General features: G+C 64.8%; 17 protein-coding genes. 7 read left to right on the top strand and 10 right to left on the bottom strand.

Going from position 1 to position 19,090, the window contains the following annotated elements; genetic code table 11:
• Positions 1-32 precede the first annotated feature (32 nt).
• The 3 genes from O3298_RS13695 to O3298_RS13685 all read right to left on the bottom strand — a co-directional run bounded on the left by O3298_RS13695 (position 33) and on the right by O3298_RS13685 (position 1,624).
• A complete protein-coding gene (locus tag O3298_RS13695; RefSeq protein ID WP_305059668.1) occupies positions 33-506 on the bottom strand; it encodes a DUF6328 family protein in 474 nt (157 codons plus the stop codon).
• A gap of 88 nt (positions 507-594) precedes the next feature.
• Positions 595-1,302, bottom strand: coding sequence for a hypothetical protein (locus O3298_RS13690; RefSeq protein ID WP_305059667.1), 708 nt, complete (start codon positions 1,300-1,302; stop codon positions 595-597).
• Positions 1,303-1,411: 109 nt separating this feature from the next.
• Positions 1,412-1,624 (bottom strand): hypothetical protein, encoded by a 213-nt coding sequence (locus tag O3298_RS13685; protein ID WP_034751103.1) that lies wholly within the window; start codon positions 1,622-1,624, stop codon positions 1,412-1,414.
• 176 nt (positions 1,625-1,800) lie between these two features.
• Between O3298_RS13685 and O3298_RS13680 the strand changes: the two genes are divergently transcribed.
• The gene (locus O3298_RS13680) at positions 1,801-2,304 is read left to right on the top strand and encodes a YidB family protein (protein WP_369811569.1); all 504 of its coding nucleotides are present in this window, start codon (positions 1,801-1,803) and stop codon (positions 2,302-2,304) included.
• A 53-nt stretch (positions 2,305-2,357) separates the two neighbouring features.
• Here O3298_RS13680 and O3298_RS13675 read toward each other — a convergent pair whose 3' ends face one another.
• Entirely contained in the window at positions 2,358-3,395 is a 1,038-nt protein-coding gene (locus O3298_RS13675) for a LacI family DNA-binding transcriptional regulator (protein ID WP_257218619.1), read from the bottom strand.
• 239 nt (positions 3,396-3,634) lie between these two features.
• Positions 3,635-5,737 carry an Ig-like domain-containing protein gene (locus O3298_RS13670; RefSeq protein WP_305059666.1) on the bottom strand — a complete coding sequence of 701 codons (2,103 nt, stop codon included), beginning with the start codon at positions 5,735-5,737 and terminating at the stop codon, positions 3,635-3,637.
• A gap of 179 nt (positions 5,738-5,916) precedes the next feature.
• On the opposite strand from O3298_RS13670, the gene O3298_RS13665 reads away from it, so the two are divergent.
• The 5 genes from O3298_RS13665 to O3298_RS13645 all read left to right on the top strand — a co-directional run bounded on the left by O3298_RS13665 (position 5,917) and on the right by O3298_RS13645 (position 10,401).
• Complete coding sequence (locus O3298_RS13665) at positions 5,917-7,167, top strand: Hsp70 family protein (RefSeq protein WP_034781446.1); 1,251 nt, start codon at positions 5,917-5,919, stop codon at positions 7,165-7,167.
• Positions 7,168-7,206: 39 nt separating this feature from the next.
• Complete coding sequence (locus O3298_RS13660) at positions 7,207-7,836, top strand: PolC-type DNA polymerase III (protein ID WP_170846245.1); 630 nt, start codon at positions 7,207-7,209, stop codon at positions 7,834-7,836.
• 175 nt (positions 7,837-8,011) lie between these two features.
• A complete protein-coding gene (locus O3298_RS13655) occupies positions 8,012-9,409 on the top strand; it encodes a tetratricopeptide repeat protein (RefSeq protein ID WP_305059665.1) in 1,398 nt (465 codons plus the stop codon).
• Between the two features lie 90 nt (positions 9,410-9,499).
• Positions 9,500-9,976, top strand: a complete 477-nt coding sequence (locus O3298_RS13650; protein WP_305059664.1) for a DUF4262 domain-containing protein — start codon at positions 9,500-9,502, stop codon at positions 9,974-9,976.
• Positions 9,973-10,401, top strand: coding sequence for a DUF6386 family protein (locus O3298_RS13645; protein WP_305059663.1), 429 nt, complete (start codon positions 9,973-9,975; stop codon positions 10,399-10,401). Before O3298_RS13650 ends, O3298_RS13645 begins: the two co-directional genes overlap by 4 nt.
• A gap of 45 nt (positions 10,402-10,446) precedes the next feature.
• Here the strand turns inward: O3298_RS13645 and O3298_RS13640 are convergent, their stop codons facing one another.
• A complete protein-coding gene (locus O3298_RS13640) occupies positions 10,447-12,234 on the bottom strand; it encodes a GGDEF domain-containing protein (protein ID WP_289911435.1) in 1,788 nt (595 codons plus the stop codon).
• 412 nt (positions 12,235-12,646) lie between these two features.
• Between O3298_RS13640 and O3298_RS13635 the strand changes: the two genes are divergently transcribed.
• Complete coding sequence (locus O3298_RS13635) at positions 12,647-14,842, top strand: prolyl oligopeptidase family protein (protein ID WP_289898094.1); 2,196 nt, start codon at positions 12,647-12,649, stop codon at positions 14,840-14,842.
• 49 nt (positions 14,843-14,891) lie between these two features.
• Here O3298_RS13635 and O3298_RS13630 read toward each other — a convergent pair whose 3' ends face one another.
• The 4 genes from O3298_RS13630 to O3298_RS13615 are packed head-to-tail and all read right to left on the bottom strand — an operon-like array spanning position 14,892 to position 19,081.
• The gene (locus O3298_RS13630) at positions 14,892-15,770 is read right to left on the bottom strand and encodes an STM4011 family radical SAM protein (protein WP_305059662.1); all 879 of its coding nucleotides are present in this window, start codon (positions 15,768-15,770) and stop codon (positions 14,892-14,894) included.
• Positions 15,764-17,143, bottom strand: coding sequence for an STM4012 family radical SAM protein (locus O3298_RS13625; RefSeq protein ID WP_305059661.1), 1,380 nt, complete (start codon positions 17,141-17,143; stop codon positions 15,764-15,766). The genes O3298_RS13630 and O3298_RS13625 overlap by 7 nt, the downstream gene beginning before the upstream one ends.
• Positions 17,140-17,991: an STM4013/SEN3800 family hydrolase gene (locus O3298_RS13620; protein WP_305059660.1), complete on the bottom strand. Its 852-nt coding sequence runs from the start codon at positions 17,989-17,991 to the stop codon at positions 17,140-17,142. The genes O3298_RS13625 and O3298_RS13620 overlap by 4 nt, the downstream gene beginning before the upstream one ends.
• Entirely contained in the window at positions 17,984-19,081 is a 1,098-nt protein-coding gene (locus tag O3298_RS13615) for an STM4014 family protein (protein ID WP_305059659.1), read from the bottom strand. Before O3298_RS13615 ends, O3298_RS13620 begins: the two co-directional genes overlap by 8 nt.
• Between the last annotated feature and the right edge of the window lie 9 nt (positions 19,082-19,090).

Below are 19,090 nucleotides of genomic sequence, written 5' to 3'. Positions count from 1 at the left end.
ATCGCGACGCGCAGCAGGTTTGGTTAGGTGTTCTAGATTTTCCTGGCGTGCTTCAAGTGCAAGGGCAGCCACCACCACATGCAAATGATGAGCGAGCCCATCAGCACGCAGGCGACGATGCCGGCGACGTGGCCGAACACTTCCGACATCACCAGATTGGTGCCGAGGATGAACGCCAGCGCCAGCGAAAAGGCGCCGCACATCATGATGCGGTCGGCCACGCGCTTGAAGCGTTCGCGGTCTTGCAGGGGGCGCATCACGCGGTGCTGGATGGCTGGCGCGCTGAGCAGCACCAGGCTGGTCATGGACAGGAAAAACGTCAGCAGGAAGACGATTTTTTCCGCCTGCACGATCTTCGCGAAGCCGCCGTTGAAGGGCAGGATGATGAGGAAGGCCGTCAGCATCTGCGCGCCCGGCAAGAGGATGCGCAATTCGCTGAGCAGGTCGGACAAGTCGCCTTCCTCGCCTGCTTGATTATTGTCGTCAGGTGGCGGGGTGTGCGGCATGGCGCTATTCCTGTTGGTGGCGATGGGGCCAGTCTACGCACAGGCGGCCAGGCCGACTGTGGGCGGGCGCACCTTCGGAAGCATTGCGTCAGAACCAGTGCGGGTAGCGTTGGCGCAGCCGCCACAAGGGCGTCGAGACGATGGCCGTGGGACTGTGCGAGGCGTCGTGGCCGCAATGGCCGCAACTGTGGCGCCGGTGCGGCGCCAGGGCGAAGTCGCCCAGGTCCAGGTGCGGGTGGCCGCAGCGGGCGCAGTCGCTGCAGCCCAGCGGCGCGCCAGCCTGCAAGGCGGCGGCGAACGCCTGCGCGGCGGGCGGCGTGATATTCAGTTGCACTATGTCGGGAGGAAACAGGCCGGGCAGGGCGCGGCAGTCGATGGTCAGGGCTGGCAGGTCGCGGCTGAACATGGCGCCGCCGTCATTGGCCCGGGCGCGCAGTTGCATCAGGCCATCATTGCCCAGGCGCAGGGTGCTGGCGTGGAATTGCGTGGGGTCGAACAATTCCGGATACAGCACATAGCCCATGGGGCTGGCGTGCTGGCGGCACTGCATGGGTTGCGCGGACGGGCAGGCGGCCAGGTCGGCTTGCGTGCCCCAGTAGCACTGGTGCGTGCGGCACCAGTGGCGCGCCGCGCCATTGCGAAATTTTCCAGCGGGCAGCAGATCGCACACGATGACGGCGTCCAGTCCCGCGCCGGCGCGAAAGTGGCCCGTGACGTGGGACGTGGTGACGGCAAGACGGCCCGTGCTCGCATGCAGGGGCCAGCAAATGCCGGGCAGGGTCAGCGGCGTGGCCAATGGCGCCTCCCCGCGGCTATCGGCTTGCCAGCCGCCCGCTGGCCTGAAGCAAAAAACCCGCCGATTGGGGCGGGCTGTGCTGACGGGGATGCCTGAGGCATGGCCCGGTCTATTCTTCCGTATCGGCCAGGGTGACGATGGCGCGCGCCCACTTCGAGTATTTCAGGTTTGCCAGGTCGCGCACGGTCTTGATATTGAATGCCTGCTTGAGCAGCTCCGCATCCTTCTCGCTCACGCCTTGCAACGCATCGACGGGTGCATCAGCGATTTCCTTGAACGTCTTTTTTTCGTAAGCCTTGTCTACCGCTTTATTGATGTTCATGTGTTGATACTCCTCAGTAAGTGGGAAAATTAATTCTACACGTTTTTGCGAACCGTCAATTTACGCTTGCAAGTTGTGCCGAACTAAATATGATGGAGGTGGGCGCCTCGACAGTGAGGCCGTCTGTGCGTTCGCCTTGAGATTGTAATTATATCACTGTTATTATTCATAGTATAATGATTTCCATGGCGGAGAATGGTCTGCGCCATGCCGGACACCGCGGTCACGCGGCACCAATCGATAGCGTTCAGGAGAATACGATGAGTTTGCTAGATCAACTTGCAGGACAGGCGATGAGCGCTTTGGGCAATAAAAGTGCTGACGGGGAAGCCCCATCGGGATTGATGGCCAGCGTGATGGACCTGGTCAACCAGCATGGCGGCTTGCCCGGCCTGCTGCAGAAATTCCAGGAAAGCGGCCTGGGCGACCAGGTGGCCAGCTGGATCGGCACGGGCGCCAATGCGCCCGTCTCCGGCGAACAGATCAAGGATGCGCTGGGCAGCGACACGATCACCCAGATCGCTGAAAAAGCGGGCGTCGCCCCGGACGCGGCCTCGGGCGGCCTGGCCGCCTTGCTGCCCCAGCTGATCGACAAGCTGACCCCGGATGGTCAGGTGCCGGAAGGCAACGACCTCGTCAGCCAGGGCTTGAATATGCTCAAGGGCAAGATCTTCGGTTGATTCCCTGGTCTTGCAAGTGAAAAACCTCGCAGCGATGCGAGGTTTTTTTGTTTTCAGGCGGCGGCCATTATTCCCAGGCGCTGCGCCATATACGCCGGTTCGCTGGTCAGTCTGGCCGTACTCCCTTCCACCAGATACGAGCAATACCGTCTCCGCTCGGCGCTGCCGCCGCGCCGTTCCATCAGTTCGCCCAGCATGGCGACGGCATCGGCGGCCATCTTTTGCACGGGCTGGCGCAGGGTGGTGATGTCGTAGCTGAGCCAGCCGGACGCTTCCAGCGCGTCGAAGCCGGCCACCGACATTTGCAGCGGCACCTGGATGCCCATCTGGTGGCGCGCCGTGTCCAGGCAGCCGATGGCCATGATGTCGTTGCCGCAGATGACGGCGTCCGGCACGCGGCCCAGGCGGTCGATGACCTTGCGCAAGCCCCGTCCGCCGCTGGCGTAGTCGTAGTTGCCGCTGACGACGATGGGCGCGGGCAAGCCCAGGGTCAGCAGCCGGTCCAGCATGCCGGCCTTGCGTTCCTGCGCGACGGCCGAATCGCCGGGGCCGTCGATGATGGCGAACTGGCGGTGGCCCGCTTCGGCCAGGCGCGAGACGAGCAGGCGCGCCGCTTCGCCCTGGTCGCACAGCACGGCATGCACGGCGTGTTCGCGCGGGCTGCGGTTGAACAGCACCAGGGGCACGTCGCGCCGGCCGAATTCGGCCATCTGCTCGTCCGACAGGCAGGCGGCCACGACGGCGCCGTCGACCTGGTATTGCCACACATCGCTGAGGGCCTTGCCGATGTCCGCTTCGCGCTCCAGGGTAAACAACAAGAGGCGCTTGCCTTGGCGGGCGATGTGCTGGCTCAGGTCGGACAATACTTGCGGATAGTACAGATTGGCCAGGTTGGAAATGATGACGGCCACCAGGTTCGAGCGGCGCGTGATCAGGCTGCGCGCGGCCGCGTTGGGGATGTAGTCGAGGCTGATGGCCGCCTGCATGACCTTGGCGTGGGTGGCTTGCGAGATGCTGGCGCCCGGCTTGAAGCAGCGCGACACGGCCGATTGCGACACGCCGGCCAGCAAGGCCACGTCATACGAGGTCACGCGCCGTCCGGCGCCGGGTATGGCGCGGCTGGCGGTGCTGGGTGTCCGGGCTACAGTATTCTTTTTTCGCATATTGGTCTGGCAAGCAACCTGTCTCAAAGTATTCCTGCAGGCCCGGCCGCTTGTGGCGGCCTGGGCGGGCAGAATGAGCATAGCGTAAAAGATTGCCGCATGGCAAGACTGTTTTCTTGTTCATGTTGCAAAAAATATGACTGAATGGCAAGTGGTATGCTTGCTCCTCAATCGGCGCTGTCGCAGGGCCCGCTGCCATAGGGGCTGAGGCGTCCCGGCGGGTCCACGCGGCGCGCGCTGAAATCGCTGGCCAGCGTGGGTAATGGCCATTCCGCCGTGGCGCTCGCTTCCGTGCCGCTGACGGTGCCGCGCACGGTGAGGGCCACGTGCACCCAGGAACCATAGTTGCGCGGATAGCTGACGGTGACGGTGGCCATGCCCAGCGCGTCGCTCAGGCCGCTGGCGCTGACGGTCAGGGGGATGCCCGGGTCGAGCACGCCATTGCCGTTGCGGTCGTAGGCGGCGTCAAAGATGCCGTTGCGCAAGACGTCCTCATTGGTGCAGCTGTAGAGGGGCAGGGCCAGGCGCCAGACGCCCGTGTCGGGGAACTCCGGCTTGTCCGCCTGCCATACGTAAGATCCCTTGGCATAGCGGCTGGGCCAGGCGGCGGCCGTGATGGCGACGCCCTGCACGGCATTGCCGGCGCTGTCGGACACGAACACGGCAAAGTCCTTCTGCAGCACGCTGGGTGAATATTCGCGCAGCAGGCTGCCCGTGCCCAGCTTGATCGACAGCGCTTGCCGCGCCACCGTCAGGCGCACGAGGGCCGTGGCCGCCGCTTGCGGCGCGCCTTCGATGCGGGCCTGGATCAGCACGCCGTCGCGGCCGCTGTCGGCTGGCCCCGCCACATACACGGCGCGCGCCAGGCCATCGCTGCCCGTCAGCACCCGGCCCGCCTGCCGCAGGTAGCCGCCGCTGGGGTCGCTCAAGATGGAAAACAGCACGGGCGCGTTCTTGACCAGGTTGTTGGCCGCGCCATCGCGCACCACGGCGCCGATGGTGCTGATACTTGTGCTGACGTTGTCGGCCGATGCCGCCGAAGTGGTCGTATTCGCGCGCAACACTGCCGGGTCCGCTTGCACGGCCAGCTTGCTGGCGCCGCTCAGGGGCGCGACGAATTCCAGCCGCGTCTGCGCCGTGGGGCCGCCCGCCACGGCAGCCGTGAGGGTGGCCACGCCCGCGTTTGCCGATTGCACGTAGCTGCGCGGCAAGTTGCCGTTGCTAAAAATCAAACTGGCTGGCAAGGCCTGGCTGCAGGCGCTGTCGCTGAACAGGCTGCCGCGCGAGGTCGACAGGCTGGCGCTGCCCGCTTGCGGCACGCCCGCCTTGTCATAGCGCACGTCGATGGGCTGGCACGCCAGGGTCGCCACTTCCGGCAGCACGTCCGCGCCGCTGGCGTCCTGGCCCACGGCCGGACTCAGGCGCAGGTCGCTGCCGGCCACGGCATACGCTTGCGTGGCGGCGGCGCCCAGCGCGCTGACGGACACGGCATCCTTGCCCAGGCTGCCAGCGGTCAGGCGCAGCACCAGCTGGCCTTGCGCATTGCTGAGCGCCGCGCCCCCATCCTTGACGCGCACGCCGTTGCCGGCGCCCGTGCTGTAGGCGATGGCGGCACCGGCCACGGGTTTGCGCGCCGAGTCGCGCACGGTGACGGTGAGGTCGGCGCCCTGGCCCAGCATCAGGGCGGCCGGCCCCAGCACTTCCACGCTGCTGCCCGTCACGGCCACCGTGCCCTTGCCGCTGCGCGCGCCGACAGTCGCTGTCACGGTGATGCTGCGGTTGCTGTTGGCGCCGCCCGTGCCCAGCAGGGCGCGCGCCTGGCCGTTCTTGTCCGTCACGGCGTCGATGCTGCCGAGGATGCCGGAATCGGCGGCAAAGGAAATCTTTGCGTTTGGCAAGGCGAGATTGGCGCCATCCTTGACGAGGGCCGTGACGGCCACTTCGCTGCCGGCCAATCCCGCCGAGGCCAGTTCCGTGCTGGAAAAGACCAGGTTGACGGCGCTGGCCAGGCTGGCCGGCTCGGGCGGCGTGACCGGCGGAATCACGGGGGGCGTCACGGGCGGGGTGACCGGCGGCTTCACGGGCGGCACGGTGGGCGGCGGGCTGCCGCCGCAGCCTGTCGTGCTGTGCAGCGAGCAGCCGGCGCCGGCCTGGGCATCGGCGGAACCGCCGCCGCAGCCGGCCAGGGAAACGAGGAAGGTCGCCAGCACGGTAGCAGGCAGCAAAGCAGCGGGCAGGTGGCGCGGGTGGCGCAGGCGGGCGAGGGGCACGATGGGTCTCCGGGAGCTGGCCGAGTTGCTCGGCATTCATTTCCCAAGAGTAGCTTTTGCGCGCGGCCGCTACTTGATGCAAAGCAAGTTTATGCTGTTGACCCCGTCGAATGGGTTTTGCTGGTGCAATAGCCTGCCTTCTGATAACATAACGCCCCTTTATTCAGGGAAGGGTCGACATGGCCAATGCTTGCGGCGTCGATTTCGGCACGTCAAATTCCACGGTAGGCTGGGCACGTCCCGGGCAGAGCACCATGCTCGGCCTGGAAGATGGCAAGACGACCTTACCGTCCGTCGTCTTCTTCAATGCGGAAGACGAGGAAGTCAGTTTTGGCCGCGCGGCGCTGGCCGGCTATCTGGCCGGCTACGAGGGGCGCTTGATGCGCTCGCTGAAAAGCTTGCTGGGCACTAGCCTCATCGATGGCCAGACGGAAGTGGGTGGCCGCGCCTTGCCATTTCGCATGTTGCTGGCACAATTCATTGGCGAAGTGAAACGCCGCGCCGAGCAGTCCGCCGGCCGCGAATTCTCGTCCGCCGTGTTCGGCCGTCCCGTCTTCTTTATCGATGACAATGCACAAGCCGACCAGCTGGCGCAGGACACGCTGGCCGAAGTGGCGCGCTCCGTCGGTTTCAAGGACGTCGCGTTCCAGTTCGAGCCGATCGCCGCCGCGTTCGACTACGAGTCGCAGATCGACAAGGAAGAACTGGTGCTGATCGCCGACATCGGCGGCGGTACGTCCGACTTTTCGCTGGTGCGCCTGTCGCCGGAACGGGCGAAGAAAACCGAGCGGCGCGACGACATCCTCGCCACCGGCGGCGTGCACATCGGCGGCACGGATTTCGATAAATACCTGAGCCTGTCATCCGTCATGCCCTTGCTGGGCTACGGTAGCCGCCTGCATAACAATAGCGAAGTGCCGTCCAGCTATTATTTCAACCTGGCGACCTGGCACACGATCAACCTGGCCTACACCAAGAAGATCTGGGTGCAGCTGGCCGACGTGTGCCGCGATGCACGTGAGCAAGACAAGATGGGGCGCCTGCAAAAGCTGATCGACGAGCGCGCCGGCCACTGGCTGGCCATGAAAGTCGAAGAGGGCAAGATTGCCCTGTCCGACGCGGCCGAAGTGCAGCTGGAACTGGACCGTCTGTCGCCCGCGCAAAGTCTGTTGCTCAAACGCACGCAGTTCGACGAGGCCATCGGCCACCTGTGCGGTTCCGTGGAAGAAACCGTGCTGCGTCTGCTGCGCGACGCGGGCGTGGCGCCGGAAGCCGTCGACACCGTGTTCTTCACGGGCGGTTCGAGCGGCGTGCGCTTGCTGCGCGAAAAGATCGCAGCCCTGGTGCCGGCCGCGCGCAAGGTCGAGGGTGATCTGTTCGGCAGTATCGGTGCGGGACTCGCGCTGGACGCCGTGCGTAAATTTGGTTGATAATCATCACCCACTGTTGCACCCACGAAAGAGCGCCCCATGAATGTGTTTGACAAACCGATCGTCATGATCGACTTCGAGACGACCGGTTTATCTCCCGACATGGGCGACCGCATCACGGAAGTGGCGGCGCTGCGCATCGAGGGCGGGCGGATCACGGACCGCTATGTGACCCTGATCAACTGCAATGCGCGCATCCCCTCGTTCATCACGGGCTTGACGGGCATCACGCAAGCGATGGTGGACAAGGCGCCGCCCGTGGCCGAGGTGGTGCCGCAGCTGCTCGACTTCATCGGCAGCGATGCCTTGTCGGCGCACAATGCCAGCTTCGATGAAAAATTCCTGCGCGCGGAAAGCGCCAGGCTGAACCTGACACCGGCGCACCAGTCGCTCGTGTGTTCATTGAAACTGTCGCGCCGCGTGTTTCCCGGCATGGCCAGCTACAAGCTGGGCTTGCTGTCCAGCCAGCTGGGCATCGCCTTCAAGAGCGCCGCCCACAGGGCCGAATCCGATGCGGAAGTGGCGGCGCAAGTGCTGATCCACATCGGCCGCCATTTGCGCAGCAGCTATGGCATCGCCGACGTCGACGCGGACTTGCTCGTGTCGCTGAACAAGCTGGCCGCCGCCAAGGTGCCGCAATTCCTGCAAAAACACCCATCACGCCGCTGAGCGCCATGCCTGCCTAAGCGGGCTCATCAAAACGATATAATTTTGTTATTTCGTTTGAGCCTGCTCAAGTCCTTCCCCTGCATCGAATTTAAAATTTAAGCAACACATGATTTCGCCGCCCTGGGCCGCCGTTTTGCGCGTGCTGCCAGCAAGCGCAATGTGGATGGGGGCGCACATGGACAAGCACCATACTGCCAGAGATAGCCACGAGGCGTATATCTGGTTCCGCACGGCTGCCGAGCAGGGCAATGCCTACGCCCAGTTCAATCTGGGATTGATGTACAAGAAGGGCGAAGGCGTGGCGCAAGACGATGCGCGCGCCTTTGTCTGGCTACGCCTGGCCGCGCTGCAAGGGCTGGCGTTCGCGCAAAACCACCTGGGCGCCCTGTATTACCACGGCCGCGGCGTGGCGCAGAGCGACGAGGACGCCGTGCTGTGGTTTCGCCGCGCGGCCGCGCAGGGCGATGCCTCGGCCCAGCAAAACCTGGGACAGATGTACCGCAAGGGACGGGGCGTGCTGCAGAGCGACGAACTGGCCCTGGCTTGGTTTTACCGCGCCTCCGAACAGGGCGTGGCCAGCGCGCAATCCTTGCTGGGCGAAGCCTATGCGCAAGGCCTGGGCGCGAAAAAGAACGATGCGCTGGCCCTGGCCTGGTTCCGCAAGGCCGCCTTGCAGGGCGATGCGCAGGCACAGCTGAACCTGGGGCTCGTCTACAAGCGGGGCCAGGGGGTGACGCAAAGCGATACGCAGGCGCTGGCCTGGTTCCGCCAGGCCGCCGCCCAGGGCCTGGCCGTGGCGCAGCGGCAACTTGGCGTGGCGTATGCGGAAGGCCTGGGCGTGGCGCCCGACCAGCTGCGTGCCTACGCCTGGCTGCAGCGGGCGGCCGAGCAGGATGACGCCGACGCCCAGTTCAACCTGGGCCTGATGCTGGCGCGGGGGCAGGGCGTGGACAAGGACGAGGCGCGCGCCGTCGTCTGGTACCGGCGTGCCGCCCTGCAAGGTCACTGCATGGCGCAATACAATCTGGGCGGCATGTTTGCAGGCGGGCGCGGCGTCGCGCGCGACCTGCGCCAGGCGCTGGACTGGTATGCCAGGGCGGCGGCCCAGGGCGCGTCGAATGCGCAGTTCAACCTGGGCGTGATGTATGCCAATGGCCAGGGCGTGGAGCGCGACGAGGTGTGCGCCGTGCGCTGGTACCGCACGGCGGCCGAGCAGGGCGATGCCAGCGCGCAAAACAACCTGGGCGTCATGTATGCGAGCGGCCACGGCGTGCCGCAAGACGATGGCCTGGCCGTGCAATGGTATGCGCGCGCGGCCGGCCAGGGTCATGCGCTGGCGCAGTACAACCTGGGCGGCATGTACAACAGCGGGCGCGGCGTGGAGAAGGATCCCGTTTGCGGCTATATGTGGCTGGCGCTGGCGGCCGAGGGCGGCGATAGCGGGGCGGCCCGGGCGAGGGAAGCGGCTGCCGCCAGGCTGGAGCCGGCACAGCTGCAAGAGGCGCAGCAACGCATGCGGCAATGGCATCAGGTGCGTTCCCCGCCACGGCCGCCACGGCCAGCGCGCGACTGAAGCGTGGGCGCGGACGCGGGCTGCGTGCGATAATTGCCGGCAGGAATGTCGCGAAGGCGGCGTGGTTTTTGGCACAGTGAAAGGCGGAACATGGTAAGGCAGGCAGGCGAGGATGCATCCGAACAAAAAGTCATCGACGACATCGCCACGCATGGCTGGCATGGCGTGCATATCAGTGCCGATGAAGATGGCCCCGGCTACGCCTTCACGATAGGCGCTTGCCACAGCTTTGGCCAGCCTGAATTTCTCATCATGGGCTTGCCGCGGGCCGTGGCCCACCAGATACTCGACGTGGCGCTGGACGCCGCGCGCAGCGGCGCCATCACGGATTTCACGGCCACCACGGACGTCTTGCTGAAGGGCCATCAGTGCGCCTTCGTGCGCGTGCCCGTCGAGCAATACCGCAACTATGTCGGCTATGCGCGCTGGTATTACCAGGGTGACGAGTTTACCGTGTACCAGATCGTCTGGCCGTCGCGCGATGGCCATTTTCCATGGCAGGCGCAAGCCAGTGCGCAGTACGTGGAAAGTCAGCCTCTGCTGGGGCCGGCGCCGCTGGCGGCATGACGAGAATCGTGACCGGCACGGCCACCCTGTGCGTGTTCGATCCGGCCCTCTTGCGCCACAAGCTGGAAGATGACTGCGATTGGTGGAGTATTCCCAGTGCGGAACTGGCGGCCGTGAACGCGGGGCAGGTAGCGTTTTTCAACGTCGGCGGCGACGGCGCGTATGACATCGCCTTGCACGCCGAACTTGCCGAGCCGCATGTGGTCGTGCATCTGGCTGTGCTCTCAGGCCGGGTCTTCATCGGCGCCGGGGAAGACGTCACCGGCGGCGGCCTGGAACCGGACACGGCATATGGCGGCCTGTTCGTCGACGTGCCCGCAGGCAGTTACCACTTGCAGGCGCGTCGCGATGAGGCACGCATCAACCTGGCATTCGTGCCCGATGCCCGCAGCAGCAATGCGTTTGTCGACCTCGTGCGTATTTGAGCGTGCCTGGCCTGTCCCTGTCCAGCTTTTGACTATTGCCCCTGGTTACGCATCCATGCGCGCCGCGCCCGCGCCTTGCCGCCGGTCCAGGAACAGACTGTTGCCGTGGATTTTCTTCGCCTGTTTCTTCGCTTCCGCCGCCTGCGTGGCAATCTGGTGGTGCGTGTAATACTGGTGCGCTTCCACCTTGATCACGCCCAGGGATAGGCTGATCAGGGAATAAAACACTTTCTTGCCTTGCCGGTCTTCGCTGATGTAGCCGCCCCGTTCGCAATCGCTGGTGCTGTAATAGGCGAGGATGGCGGCCGCGAAGTCGTCCAGCATGGCCTGGCAGCGCGCTTCCCAGTCTTCGCTCTGGAACAAAATCATGAAATCGTCGCCGCCGATGTGGCCGATGAAGTCGCGGTTCGGGTCGCAATGGCTGCTGAGGATTTCTCCCGTCAGCTGGATCACGTCGTCGCCCTTGCGGTAGCCGTACACGTCGTTGAAGGGCTTGAAGTGGTCGAGGTCGCAATAGCAGACCCAGAAGCGGCTGCCGCTGTGCAGCAGGCGGTCGATATGCTCGTTGATGGGTACGTTGCCGGGCAGTTGCGTCAGCGGGTTGGCATAGCGGGCCGCGTTGATCTGCATCTGCGTGATTTCGCGCATCAGGTCGTGTCCCGTGCCCATGCCCAGGTAGCGGCCGTGTTCGGTAATGATGAAACCGTTGAACAGATGGTGGGCGCTCGATTGCACCATGGTGTAGCTGAGTTCCTGCAAGCTCGTCTCGTGGTCGGCGATCAGCGGCGTGGCATCCATGAACAGGCTGCATGATTTCTTGCCATACAGTTCGCGCTGGTAGGGCCGGGCGAAGTGGTCGATCATCTCGAAGCGGCTGATCAGGCCCAGCGGCACGCCGTCGTCGACGACGGGAATGATCATCAGTTTCGGGTCTTTCAGGAAAATATCGTACACCTCGTTATTGTTTTTCTCGGGCGAAACGGCCGCCACGCGGTGCAGCAGCTTGCGGATGCTGGCGCCGTTCTTTTCCAGGCTGCTGCGCTGCGGATACACGGCCACGCCGTTGCGTCCCAGCGCCTGCACCACTTCGGCCGGCAGGGCGCGCGCCGGCACCGCGTTGGGCCGGCCCAGGTGATAGCCTTGTCCGAACGCCACGCCCAGGTCGCGCAAGACCAGCAATTCCGTCTGCGCTTCGATGCCTTCGGCGATCACCAGGGTGCCCGATTTCTCCGCGATTTCCTGGATCGAGCGCACGAACTGCAGTTTCACGGGGTCATTATTGATGCCCTGGATGAAATGCATGTCGATTTTCACGTATTCCGGGCGCAGTTCCGACCACAGGCGCAGGCTGGAAAATCCCTCGCCCAGGTCGTCGATGGCGATCTGGAAACCCATATTGCGGTAATGCAGCACCGCTTCGCGCATCAGCTCGTAGTCGTACGTGGGCTGGTTTTCCGTCAGCTCGATGATGACGCGGTCCGGATTGATGCCGATGTGCTCGATGTATTCCAGGGTTTCGCCATGGCGGGCATTGCGCAGCAGCAGGCATTCGGGGCTGACATTGAGAAACAGCTTGCCCGGCAGCTGCAGTTCGGCGAAGCGTTCGAGCACCACTTGCCGGCACAGGTGCTCCACTTCCAGGGTCAGGTCATGCGCGCGCGCCACCTTGAACAGATTCATCGGCGCGTGCAGGGGGCTGTCGGACGGCCCCCGTATCAAGCCTTCGTAGCCGATGATGTCGCCGCTGTGCATGTGGATGATGGGCTGGAACAGCGCGCTGAGCTTGCGGCCCGCAATGATCTCATGCAAGGCATCCGTCCCTTCGATGCTCATGGATATCGATGGCGGCTTCAGGTAAGCCACATTCGATGGCACCGCGCCGGGCGGCGCGGCGGTGGCGGTGGGGAGGGCGAGAGTGTGCATAGGCGGATGTGGCGGCACGGCCTCTGGACGGGCCATGAACATGTTGCCGATAGTAAAGAAGATTTATGACGGCTTGATGAAACGACTTTGTTTTTGATAATGTTTCTTGCATGAACGTCAGTTTGCCGATTCCGGCGAAAGCGAGATTTATCATGGTCATTCATGTAAATTCCCCAAACAAAAGACGGTAAATCCACTGGATAACTGTGCTTTAAAAGTGGCAATCCGCGCTATGATTTCTCTTGGCGAAAGTCAACATGGGCAGCCGCCGCGTATGCAGGCGGCCTGCTTTCCTCGACATCCAACAATGAGACAACAACCCATGCAATTACGTAGTGCAACCCTCATATTCAGCTTGATGGCCGCCTTCGGTGGCAATGCCCTGGCGCAAAGCGCCGCGATGCCATCGTGCCCGGCCGGCGATGGCGCACCCGTGACGTATCCGGTCAGCAAAAAAGTCGACCAGCAAGACAGCTATTTCGGCACCACCATCGCCGACCCGTACCGCTGGCTGGAAGATGCCAACAGCGCCGAGACCGGCGAATGGGTTGCGGCGCAAAACAAGCTGACGCAATCGTACCTGGGCACCATCCCGGAGCGCGCCGCGATCAAGCAGCGCCTGACCAAGCTGTGGAACTATGAGCGTTTCTCTACGCCAACGAAGCAGGGCGGCCGTTACTTCTACAGCCGCAATGACGGCTTGCAGAACCAGGCCGTGCTGTACACGGTGAAAAAACTGACGGACGAGCCGCGCCTGCTGCTGGACCCGAACACCCTGTCCACGGATGGCACGGTGGCGCTGGCCGGCACTTCGATCAGCCCGAACGGCAAGTACCTGGCGTATGCCACCTCCGCTTCCGGTTCCGACTGGAACGAGTGGAAGGTGCGCGACATCGAATCGGGCAAGGATTTGACGGACCACATCAAGTGGGCCAAGTTCTCCGGCGCTTCGTGGACCAAGGACAACACCGGTTTCTTCTACAGCCGCTATGATGCGCCGAACGAAGCGACCAAGCTGGCCGATATCAATTACTTCCAGAAATTGTATTTCCATAAGATCGGCACGCCGCAAAGCGACGACGTGCTCGTCTTCGACCGTCCCGACCAGAAGGAATGGGCGTTTGGCGGCAGCACCGTCAGCGACGACGGCAATTACCTGATCATCACGGCCACGCAAGGCACGGAACGCAAGAACCGCATTTTCTACAAGGACTTGCGCCAAAAGAACGCCAAGGTGGTGGGCTTGCTGGAAGCGTTCGATGCATCGTACTCGTTCATCGACAATGACGGCCCCGTATTCTTCTTCAAGACGGATAACAAGGCGCCGAAATCGCGCGTGATCGCCATCGACACGCGCAAGCCTGCGCCTGCCGATTGGAAAGAGATCGTGCCGCAAAGCGCGGAAACCCTCGTCGCCGTCAACCTGATCAACAACCAGCTGGTGCTCGATTACTTGAAAGATGCGCAAACGCAAATCAAGATCGTCGACCTGAACGGCAAGCTGGTGCGCGAAGTGGCCTTGCCGGGCATCGGTTCGGCCGGCGGCTTTGCCGGCAAGCGTGGCGACACGGAAACGTTCTACTCGTTTACCAGTTTCACGACGCCGGCGACCATCTACCGCTACGACATGAAATCGGGCAAGAGCAGCGTGTACCGCCAGCCGAAGGTCGATTTCGACCCGAACGCCTTTGAAACGCGCCAGCAATTCTTCACCAGCCGCGACGGTACCAAGGTGCCGATGTTCATCGTCTCGAAAAAAGGCATGAAGCTCGACGGTTCCAACCCGACCTATCTGTACGGCTATGGCGGCTTCAATATTTCGCTGACACCGAGCTTCTCCGTGGCAAATCTTGCCTGGGTGGAAATGGGCGGCGTCTACGTGATGGCCAACCTGCGCGGCGGCGGCGAATACGGCGAAGCCTGGCACCAGGCCGGCACCAAGCTGAACAAGCAAAACGTGTTCGACGACTTTATTGGCGCGGCGCAATGGCTGGTGGACAACAAGGTCACTTCGCCATCGAAGCTGGCCATCGGCGGCGGCAGCAATGGCGGCCTGCTGGTGGGCGCGGCCATGACGCAGCGTCCCGACCTGTTTGCCGCGGCGATTCCTCAGGTGGGCGTGCTCGACATGTTGCGCTTCCACAAGTTCACCGTGGGCTGGGGCTGGGTGCCTGACTACGGTTCGTCGGACGATGCCGAGCAGTTCAAGGCGCTGGTGAAGTACTCGCCGCTGCACAACCTGAAGGCGGGCGGCTGCTATCCAGCCACCATGATCACGACGGCCGACCACGACGACCGCGTCGTGCCTGCCCACAGCTTCAAGTTCGCCGCCGCGGCCCAGGCAGCGCAAGGCGGTGCGGCGCCCGTGCTGATCCGCATCGACAGCAAGGCCGGCCATGGCGCCGGCAAGCCGACGACCAAGCAGATCGAAGAAGTGGCCGACCGCTGGGGCTTCCTCAGCCGTTCGCTGAAGATGACGCCAGTAGTGGCGGAGCCGGCCAAGGTGGCGGCGCAGTAATCGGGTAGTGTTCAGGTAAACAGCGCGGGTGCCGTTGGCCCGCGCTTTTTTACGTCCGGTGCAAAGGCGCGATGCGCGCCAGCACGCCGTTGCCAAACGTGGACTGGAACGGCAAATCCTTGCGCTGCGCATAGCCGATATAGCAATCGCACTTGAAGCGGGGGCAGGATTTCTCTTGCAGCATGTCCGCCAGGTCGTCCGTGTACAGGTTGCCCAGGCGCTCGGGCACGAAATGGCAGCGCGCCAGTTCGCCGTCGCCATCGACGGACAGCGACGCCTCGCCCGCCAGGCACGGTTTATTGCGCGACGGCGAAGGGCGCCGGTTTTGCGCGAACCACGGGTCGACGGCGTCCAGCCAGGCCAGGTCTTCCACCGCGTAGTAGCCGGGACCACGCCGGTCGTACGCGTTCAGCCACAGGTAGACATGCGCGGGCAGGGCCGCGCGCAGGGCGCGGATGGCGTCCAGGTGCTCGTTCATCGCCACGACGCCGACGGAATAGCGCACGCCCATGGCGTCCAGGCGCGCGCAGCGTTCGAGAAAGCGGGCCAGTGTCGTCTGGTCCGGGTGGTAGGTGCACCACAGGCCGATCTTTTCCAGCCCATCCATCCCCTGCAGCCAGTTCAGGGGGCCGGACAGATTCGTTTGCAGCGCCACCTGGCGCACGTGCGGCAGTGCGGCCAGGGTTTGCATGGCCGCGCGGTAGTGGCGCCGTACCAGCGCTTCGCCCCAGGGGGTGAACAGCACGCCGATGGGGCGCGTTTGCCGCGCAATCCAATCCGTAAAACGCGCTACTTCGCGCGCGTCGCGGGCCAGCGCGGCGCGGCTGTCGCGCTTCTTGGCAAACGGGCAGTAGCCGCAGGCGTAATTGCAGCTCGCCAGCGTGCCCCGGTACAGCAGGGACAGAGTGCCGGGCGGCGTTGTCAGCACGCCTGGCCCTCTTGCGCCATCAGCGCGCGCACCGTCTCGGAGGCCAGCCACGGGCCGATGGTGTCGGCATAGCTGTAGCCGCGGTCATTGAGGCGCAGCAGCGGACCATCCTCCTGCACCAGCTCCAGCGCGTGCAGTTCGGCCAGCTGCGGCAGATCCATCTCGCAGCGCGTGCCGAAGCGCGCCGTGTAGGCGTCGCGGTCCAGGCCCGGTTCCGTCAGCAGCGACTGGATCACGTAGCGCCGGCGCTGTTCTTCCTCGCCCAGCACGTAGCCGTGTTCGGCCTGCGCGAAGCGTTCCTCGTCCAGCGCCAGGTAGTTGTCGATGATGCCGATGGTTTCAGTTCTCGCCACCGCGTATTCGCTCGAATAATGCAGGCTGGCCGTGTAGGAGCGCGCGCCCGCGCCCAGGCCCACCATGCCGTCATTCTGGCAGCAGTACGAGGGACCGTTTTGTTCCGGCGCATGGGGAGCGCGGAACATGCGCATCGATACCTGCTCGTAGCCTTGCGCGCGCAAATGGTCGCGCGCGGCCGCGTACAGGGCCAGCCGGCTGTCGCCGTCCTGCGCCAGCATGATGGGGTTCAGTGTATCGGCGCCTTTGCGCCGCGCGATCTTGCCAAGGCCCGTCTGCTCGCGCACGTACAGCGGATACAGATAGATTTCCTCGGGCCGGAAGGCCAGCGCGCTGTCGATGGACGCCAGCAGGCTGGCGACGGTCTGCCCCGCGATGCCGTAGATCAAGTCCAGGTTCAGGGTGGGAAAGCCGGCCGCGCGTATCAGGCCGATGGCGTGATGGACGGTGGCGTTTTGCTGGGGACGCGCCAGCGCGCGCATCTCGCCGGCGGCAAAGCTCTGGATGCCCAGGCTGACGCGGTCGATGCCGTGCGCGCGGCAGACGGCCAGGCGCTCGGCCGTGATGGTTTCGGGCGACGCTTCGATGCCGGCCGGCGTGGCCTGCAAATCGATGCCGAGGATGTCGCGCGCGCCGCACAGCAGGGTGTCCAGCTGCGCCGGCGACAGATAGGTGGGCGTGCCGCCGCCCAGCGCGAAGCGTGCGAAGCGCCGTTCGCCCAGCGCGCCGGCCAGTGCGCGCATCTGCACCAGCACTTGCCGCACGTAGCGTTCGACCATGTCGGCGCCGGGGCGGGCCATGGCGAACAGGTTGCAAAAGCCGCAGCGCATCTCGCAAAATGGAATATGGATGTACGCGAACAGGGCGGAGCGGTCTTGCCGCGCCCACAGGGGCGCCAGCGGCGCCGCCTGCGGCAAGGCGCGGTAGGCCGCCTTGTGCGGATACGAATACGAATACGCCTGATAGGGCGTGTGGCGCATGCGCTGCGCCAGGGTGCCAGGTTGTTCGGCTGGGTTCACGGTGGGGACTCCTTGGGAGGTGTATCGGGGGCGATGAAGAAGTGCGCATATGGCACGTTCCACACGCTGTCGTGGGCGATGCGGTGGCCGCGGTAGCCATCTTCGCCATAGGCGCTGCCGTGATCCGAGCAGACGATGGCGAACGTGGGCGCGCGCGCGGCGCAGGCGGCAAACAGGGGCGCCAGCGCGCCATCCACATAGCGCAGCGCTGCCGCGTGGCTGTCCAGGCAATCGGCGCGGCAGCCGGGCAGGTAGGCGCGGTTCGGTGTGTGCAGGGCGGCCACGTTGATGAACAAAAAAGTGCGCTGATCGCCATCCGCCAGGCGGGCTATGGCCAGCGCCACCTGCTTTTGCGTCGAATGGCGGCTGGCCACGCCCATGCCCGCGCTCCAGTGGCTTTCCTGGAACAGCGACGGCAGTACCGTGCCCAGCGCCGTTTGCTTGTTGAAGAAGCCCACGCCGCCGATGCAGATGGTGCGGTAGCCGCGCGCGGCCAGCGCGGCGGGAAGGTCTGCTTCCGCGAAGGCGAACGTGTGCTTCGACGTCGTTTCGCTGCCCGCAAACGCGCTGGCGAACAGGCGCGGATGGCGGCCCGGCGCGGCCGGCGTGGGCAAAAAGCCCGCGAAGAAGGCCTGGTGCGCGGCATAGGTGAACGTAGCGGGCGAGTGGCGCCGTTCCCAGCCGCCCGGCGGTAAAAAACGTCCCAGCACGGGCAATTCGCCTGCATCGTACAGGGCTTGCGCCACGTCAAAGCGCAGGGTGTCGAGCGTGAGGAAGACGATATCGTGGCTGCCGACGATGGCGTGCATGTCGGGGATGGCCGGTGTGTCCGGTGTATCTTTAAGCATGTGTCAGTTGCGTCAATTGCGCCGCATAGGTGTCCGCGCCTTGCCACAGCAGGCCTGGCAGCAGGTCGCCGAAGGCGTTCGCTTCCAGCACGTGGGCCTGACCCTGGCGCACGACGAGGTCGTAGCCCGTCACGTGGCTGGCGGGGAAGGCGCGCGCGGCCTGGGCGGCGGCCGCTTCCAGTGCCGCCAGGTCGGCTGCGTTCAAGAGGCCGGATGCCTCGCCGCGCCGGTTGTCGAGGTGCAGATTCGTCATCATGTGCCGTCCGATGCGCGCCACCCGGTGCGCGGGCTGGCCCGCCAGGGTCACGACGCGCAGGTCGTAGTGGCTGTCGCCGCAGCGCGGCTTGTTCAGCCACGTTTCCGCATACAGTTCCTGGGCGGCCAGCGCGTCGACGAGGGCGGCGATGTCGTGCTGCGTGTCATAGCGCGCCATGCGCTTGACATTGAACAGGCGCGCCGCGCCATCCCCATGCTGCAAGGCGGCCGAGGTGGTGGCTTGCTGGCGTCCTGCCCTGTTCCTGCGGTAGGCGACGACGCCGGACGCGGACGAGCCGTAGCGCGGCTTCAGATACACGCGGTCGAGGTCATGCTGGCGCAGCAGCGCTTGCAGGTGCTCGTAGCCATGCACGGGGCCGAGCAGGGGGGGAATGGCGACGCCGTGCGCGGCCAGGTGGCGCTGGCAGGCCAGCTTGTCCGTCATGCGGACAATTTCGGCCGGCGCATTGAAGACGCGTATGTGCGGCAAGGCCGCCAGTTGCCCCGCCAAGTCTTGCATGGCGCTGGCAAAGCCCGCAAACCACGCATCCATGGCCAGCAGCTCGCCATGTTCGGGCGCACGCGCGGGGGCGCGGTCCAGCCGCCGCCAGCCCGCCTGCAGCAAGAGAAAATGGGCGGCGGGATCGTCGCCAGGCGGCTCGATCTTCAACAGGCCGGGCTGGCGCAGGGCGTTTGCCAGCAGCGCCGGCTGCGCCAGCCAGTGGCGCCATTCCAGCACCTGCGCGGGCGGCAGGCGCAGTTGCGCGCGCGCCGCCTGCATCAGGCGCACGCGCTTGCTGCCGGCGCCGGCCAGCAGGGTGAGGGGTGTAGCCAAAGGAAAAGA

Source organism: Janthinobacterium sp. SUN137, assembly GCF_030587265.1.
Taxonomy (GTDB): domain Bacteria; phylum Pseudomonadota; class Gammaproteobacteria; order Burkholderiales; family Burkholderiaceae_D; genus Janthinobacterium; species Janthinobacterium kumbetense.
Note: the sequence above shows the minus strand (reverse complement) of the source record. Positions and strands in the feature narration are given on the sequence as shown.

What these genes read in the sequence shown, in the direction of transcription:
- O3298_RS13695 (WP_305059668.1), bottom strand. Translation starts at nt 506, where the DNA reads ATGCCGCACACCCCGCCACCTGACGACAATAATCAAGCAGGCGAGGAA.
- O3298_RS13685 (WP_034751103.1), bottom strand. Translation starts at nt 1,624, where the DNA reads ATGAACATCAATAAAGCGGTAGACAAGGCTTACGAAAAAAAGACGTTC.
- O3298_RS13680 (WP_369811569.1), top strand. Translation starts at nt 1,801, where the DNA reads ATGATTTCCATGGCGGAGAATGGTCTGCGCCATGCCGGACACCGCGGT.
- O3298_RS13665 (WP_034781446.1), top strand. Translation starts at nt 5,917, where the DNA reads ATGGCCAATGCTTGCGGCGTCGATTTCGGCACGTCAAATTCCACGGTA.
- O3298_RS13660 (WP_170846245.1), top strand. Translation starts at nt 7,207, where the DNA reads ATGAATGTGTTTGACAAACCGATCGTCATGATCGACTTCGAGACGACC.
- O3298_RS13655 (WP_305059665.1), top strand. Translation starts at nt 8,012, where the DNA reads ATGGACAAGCACCATACTGCCAGAGATAGCCACGAGGCGTATATCTGG.
- O3298_RS13650 (WP_305059664.1), top strand. Translation starts at nt 9,500, where the DNA reads ATGGTAAGGCAGGCAGGCGAGGATGCATCCGAACAAAAAGTCATCGAC.
- O3298_RS13645 (WP_305059663.1), top strand. Translation starts at nt 9,973, where the DNA reads ATGACGAGAATCGTGACCGGCACGGCCACCCTGTGCGTGTTCGATCCG.
- O3298_RS13640 (WP_289911435.1), bottom strand. Translation starts at nt 12,234, where the DNA reads ATGAGCATCGAAGGGACGGATGCCTTGCATGAGATCATTGCGGGCCGC.
- O3298_RS13635 (WP_289898094.1), top strand. Translation starts at nt 12,647, where the DNA reads ATGCAATTACGTAGTGCAACCCTCATATTCAGCTTGATGGCCGCCTTC.
- O3298_RS13620 (WP_305059660.1), bottom strand. Translation starts at nt 17,991, where the DNA reads ATGCTTAAAGATACACCGGACACACCGGCCATCCCCGACATGCACGCC.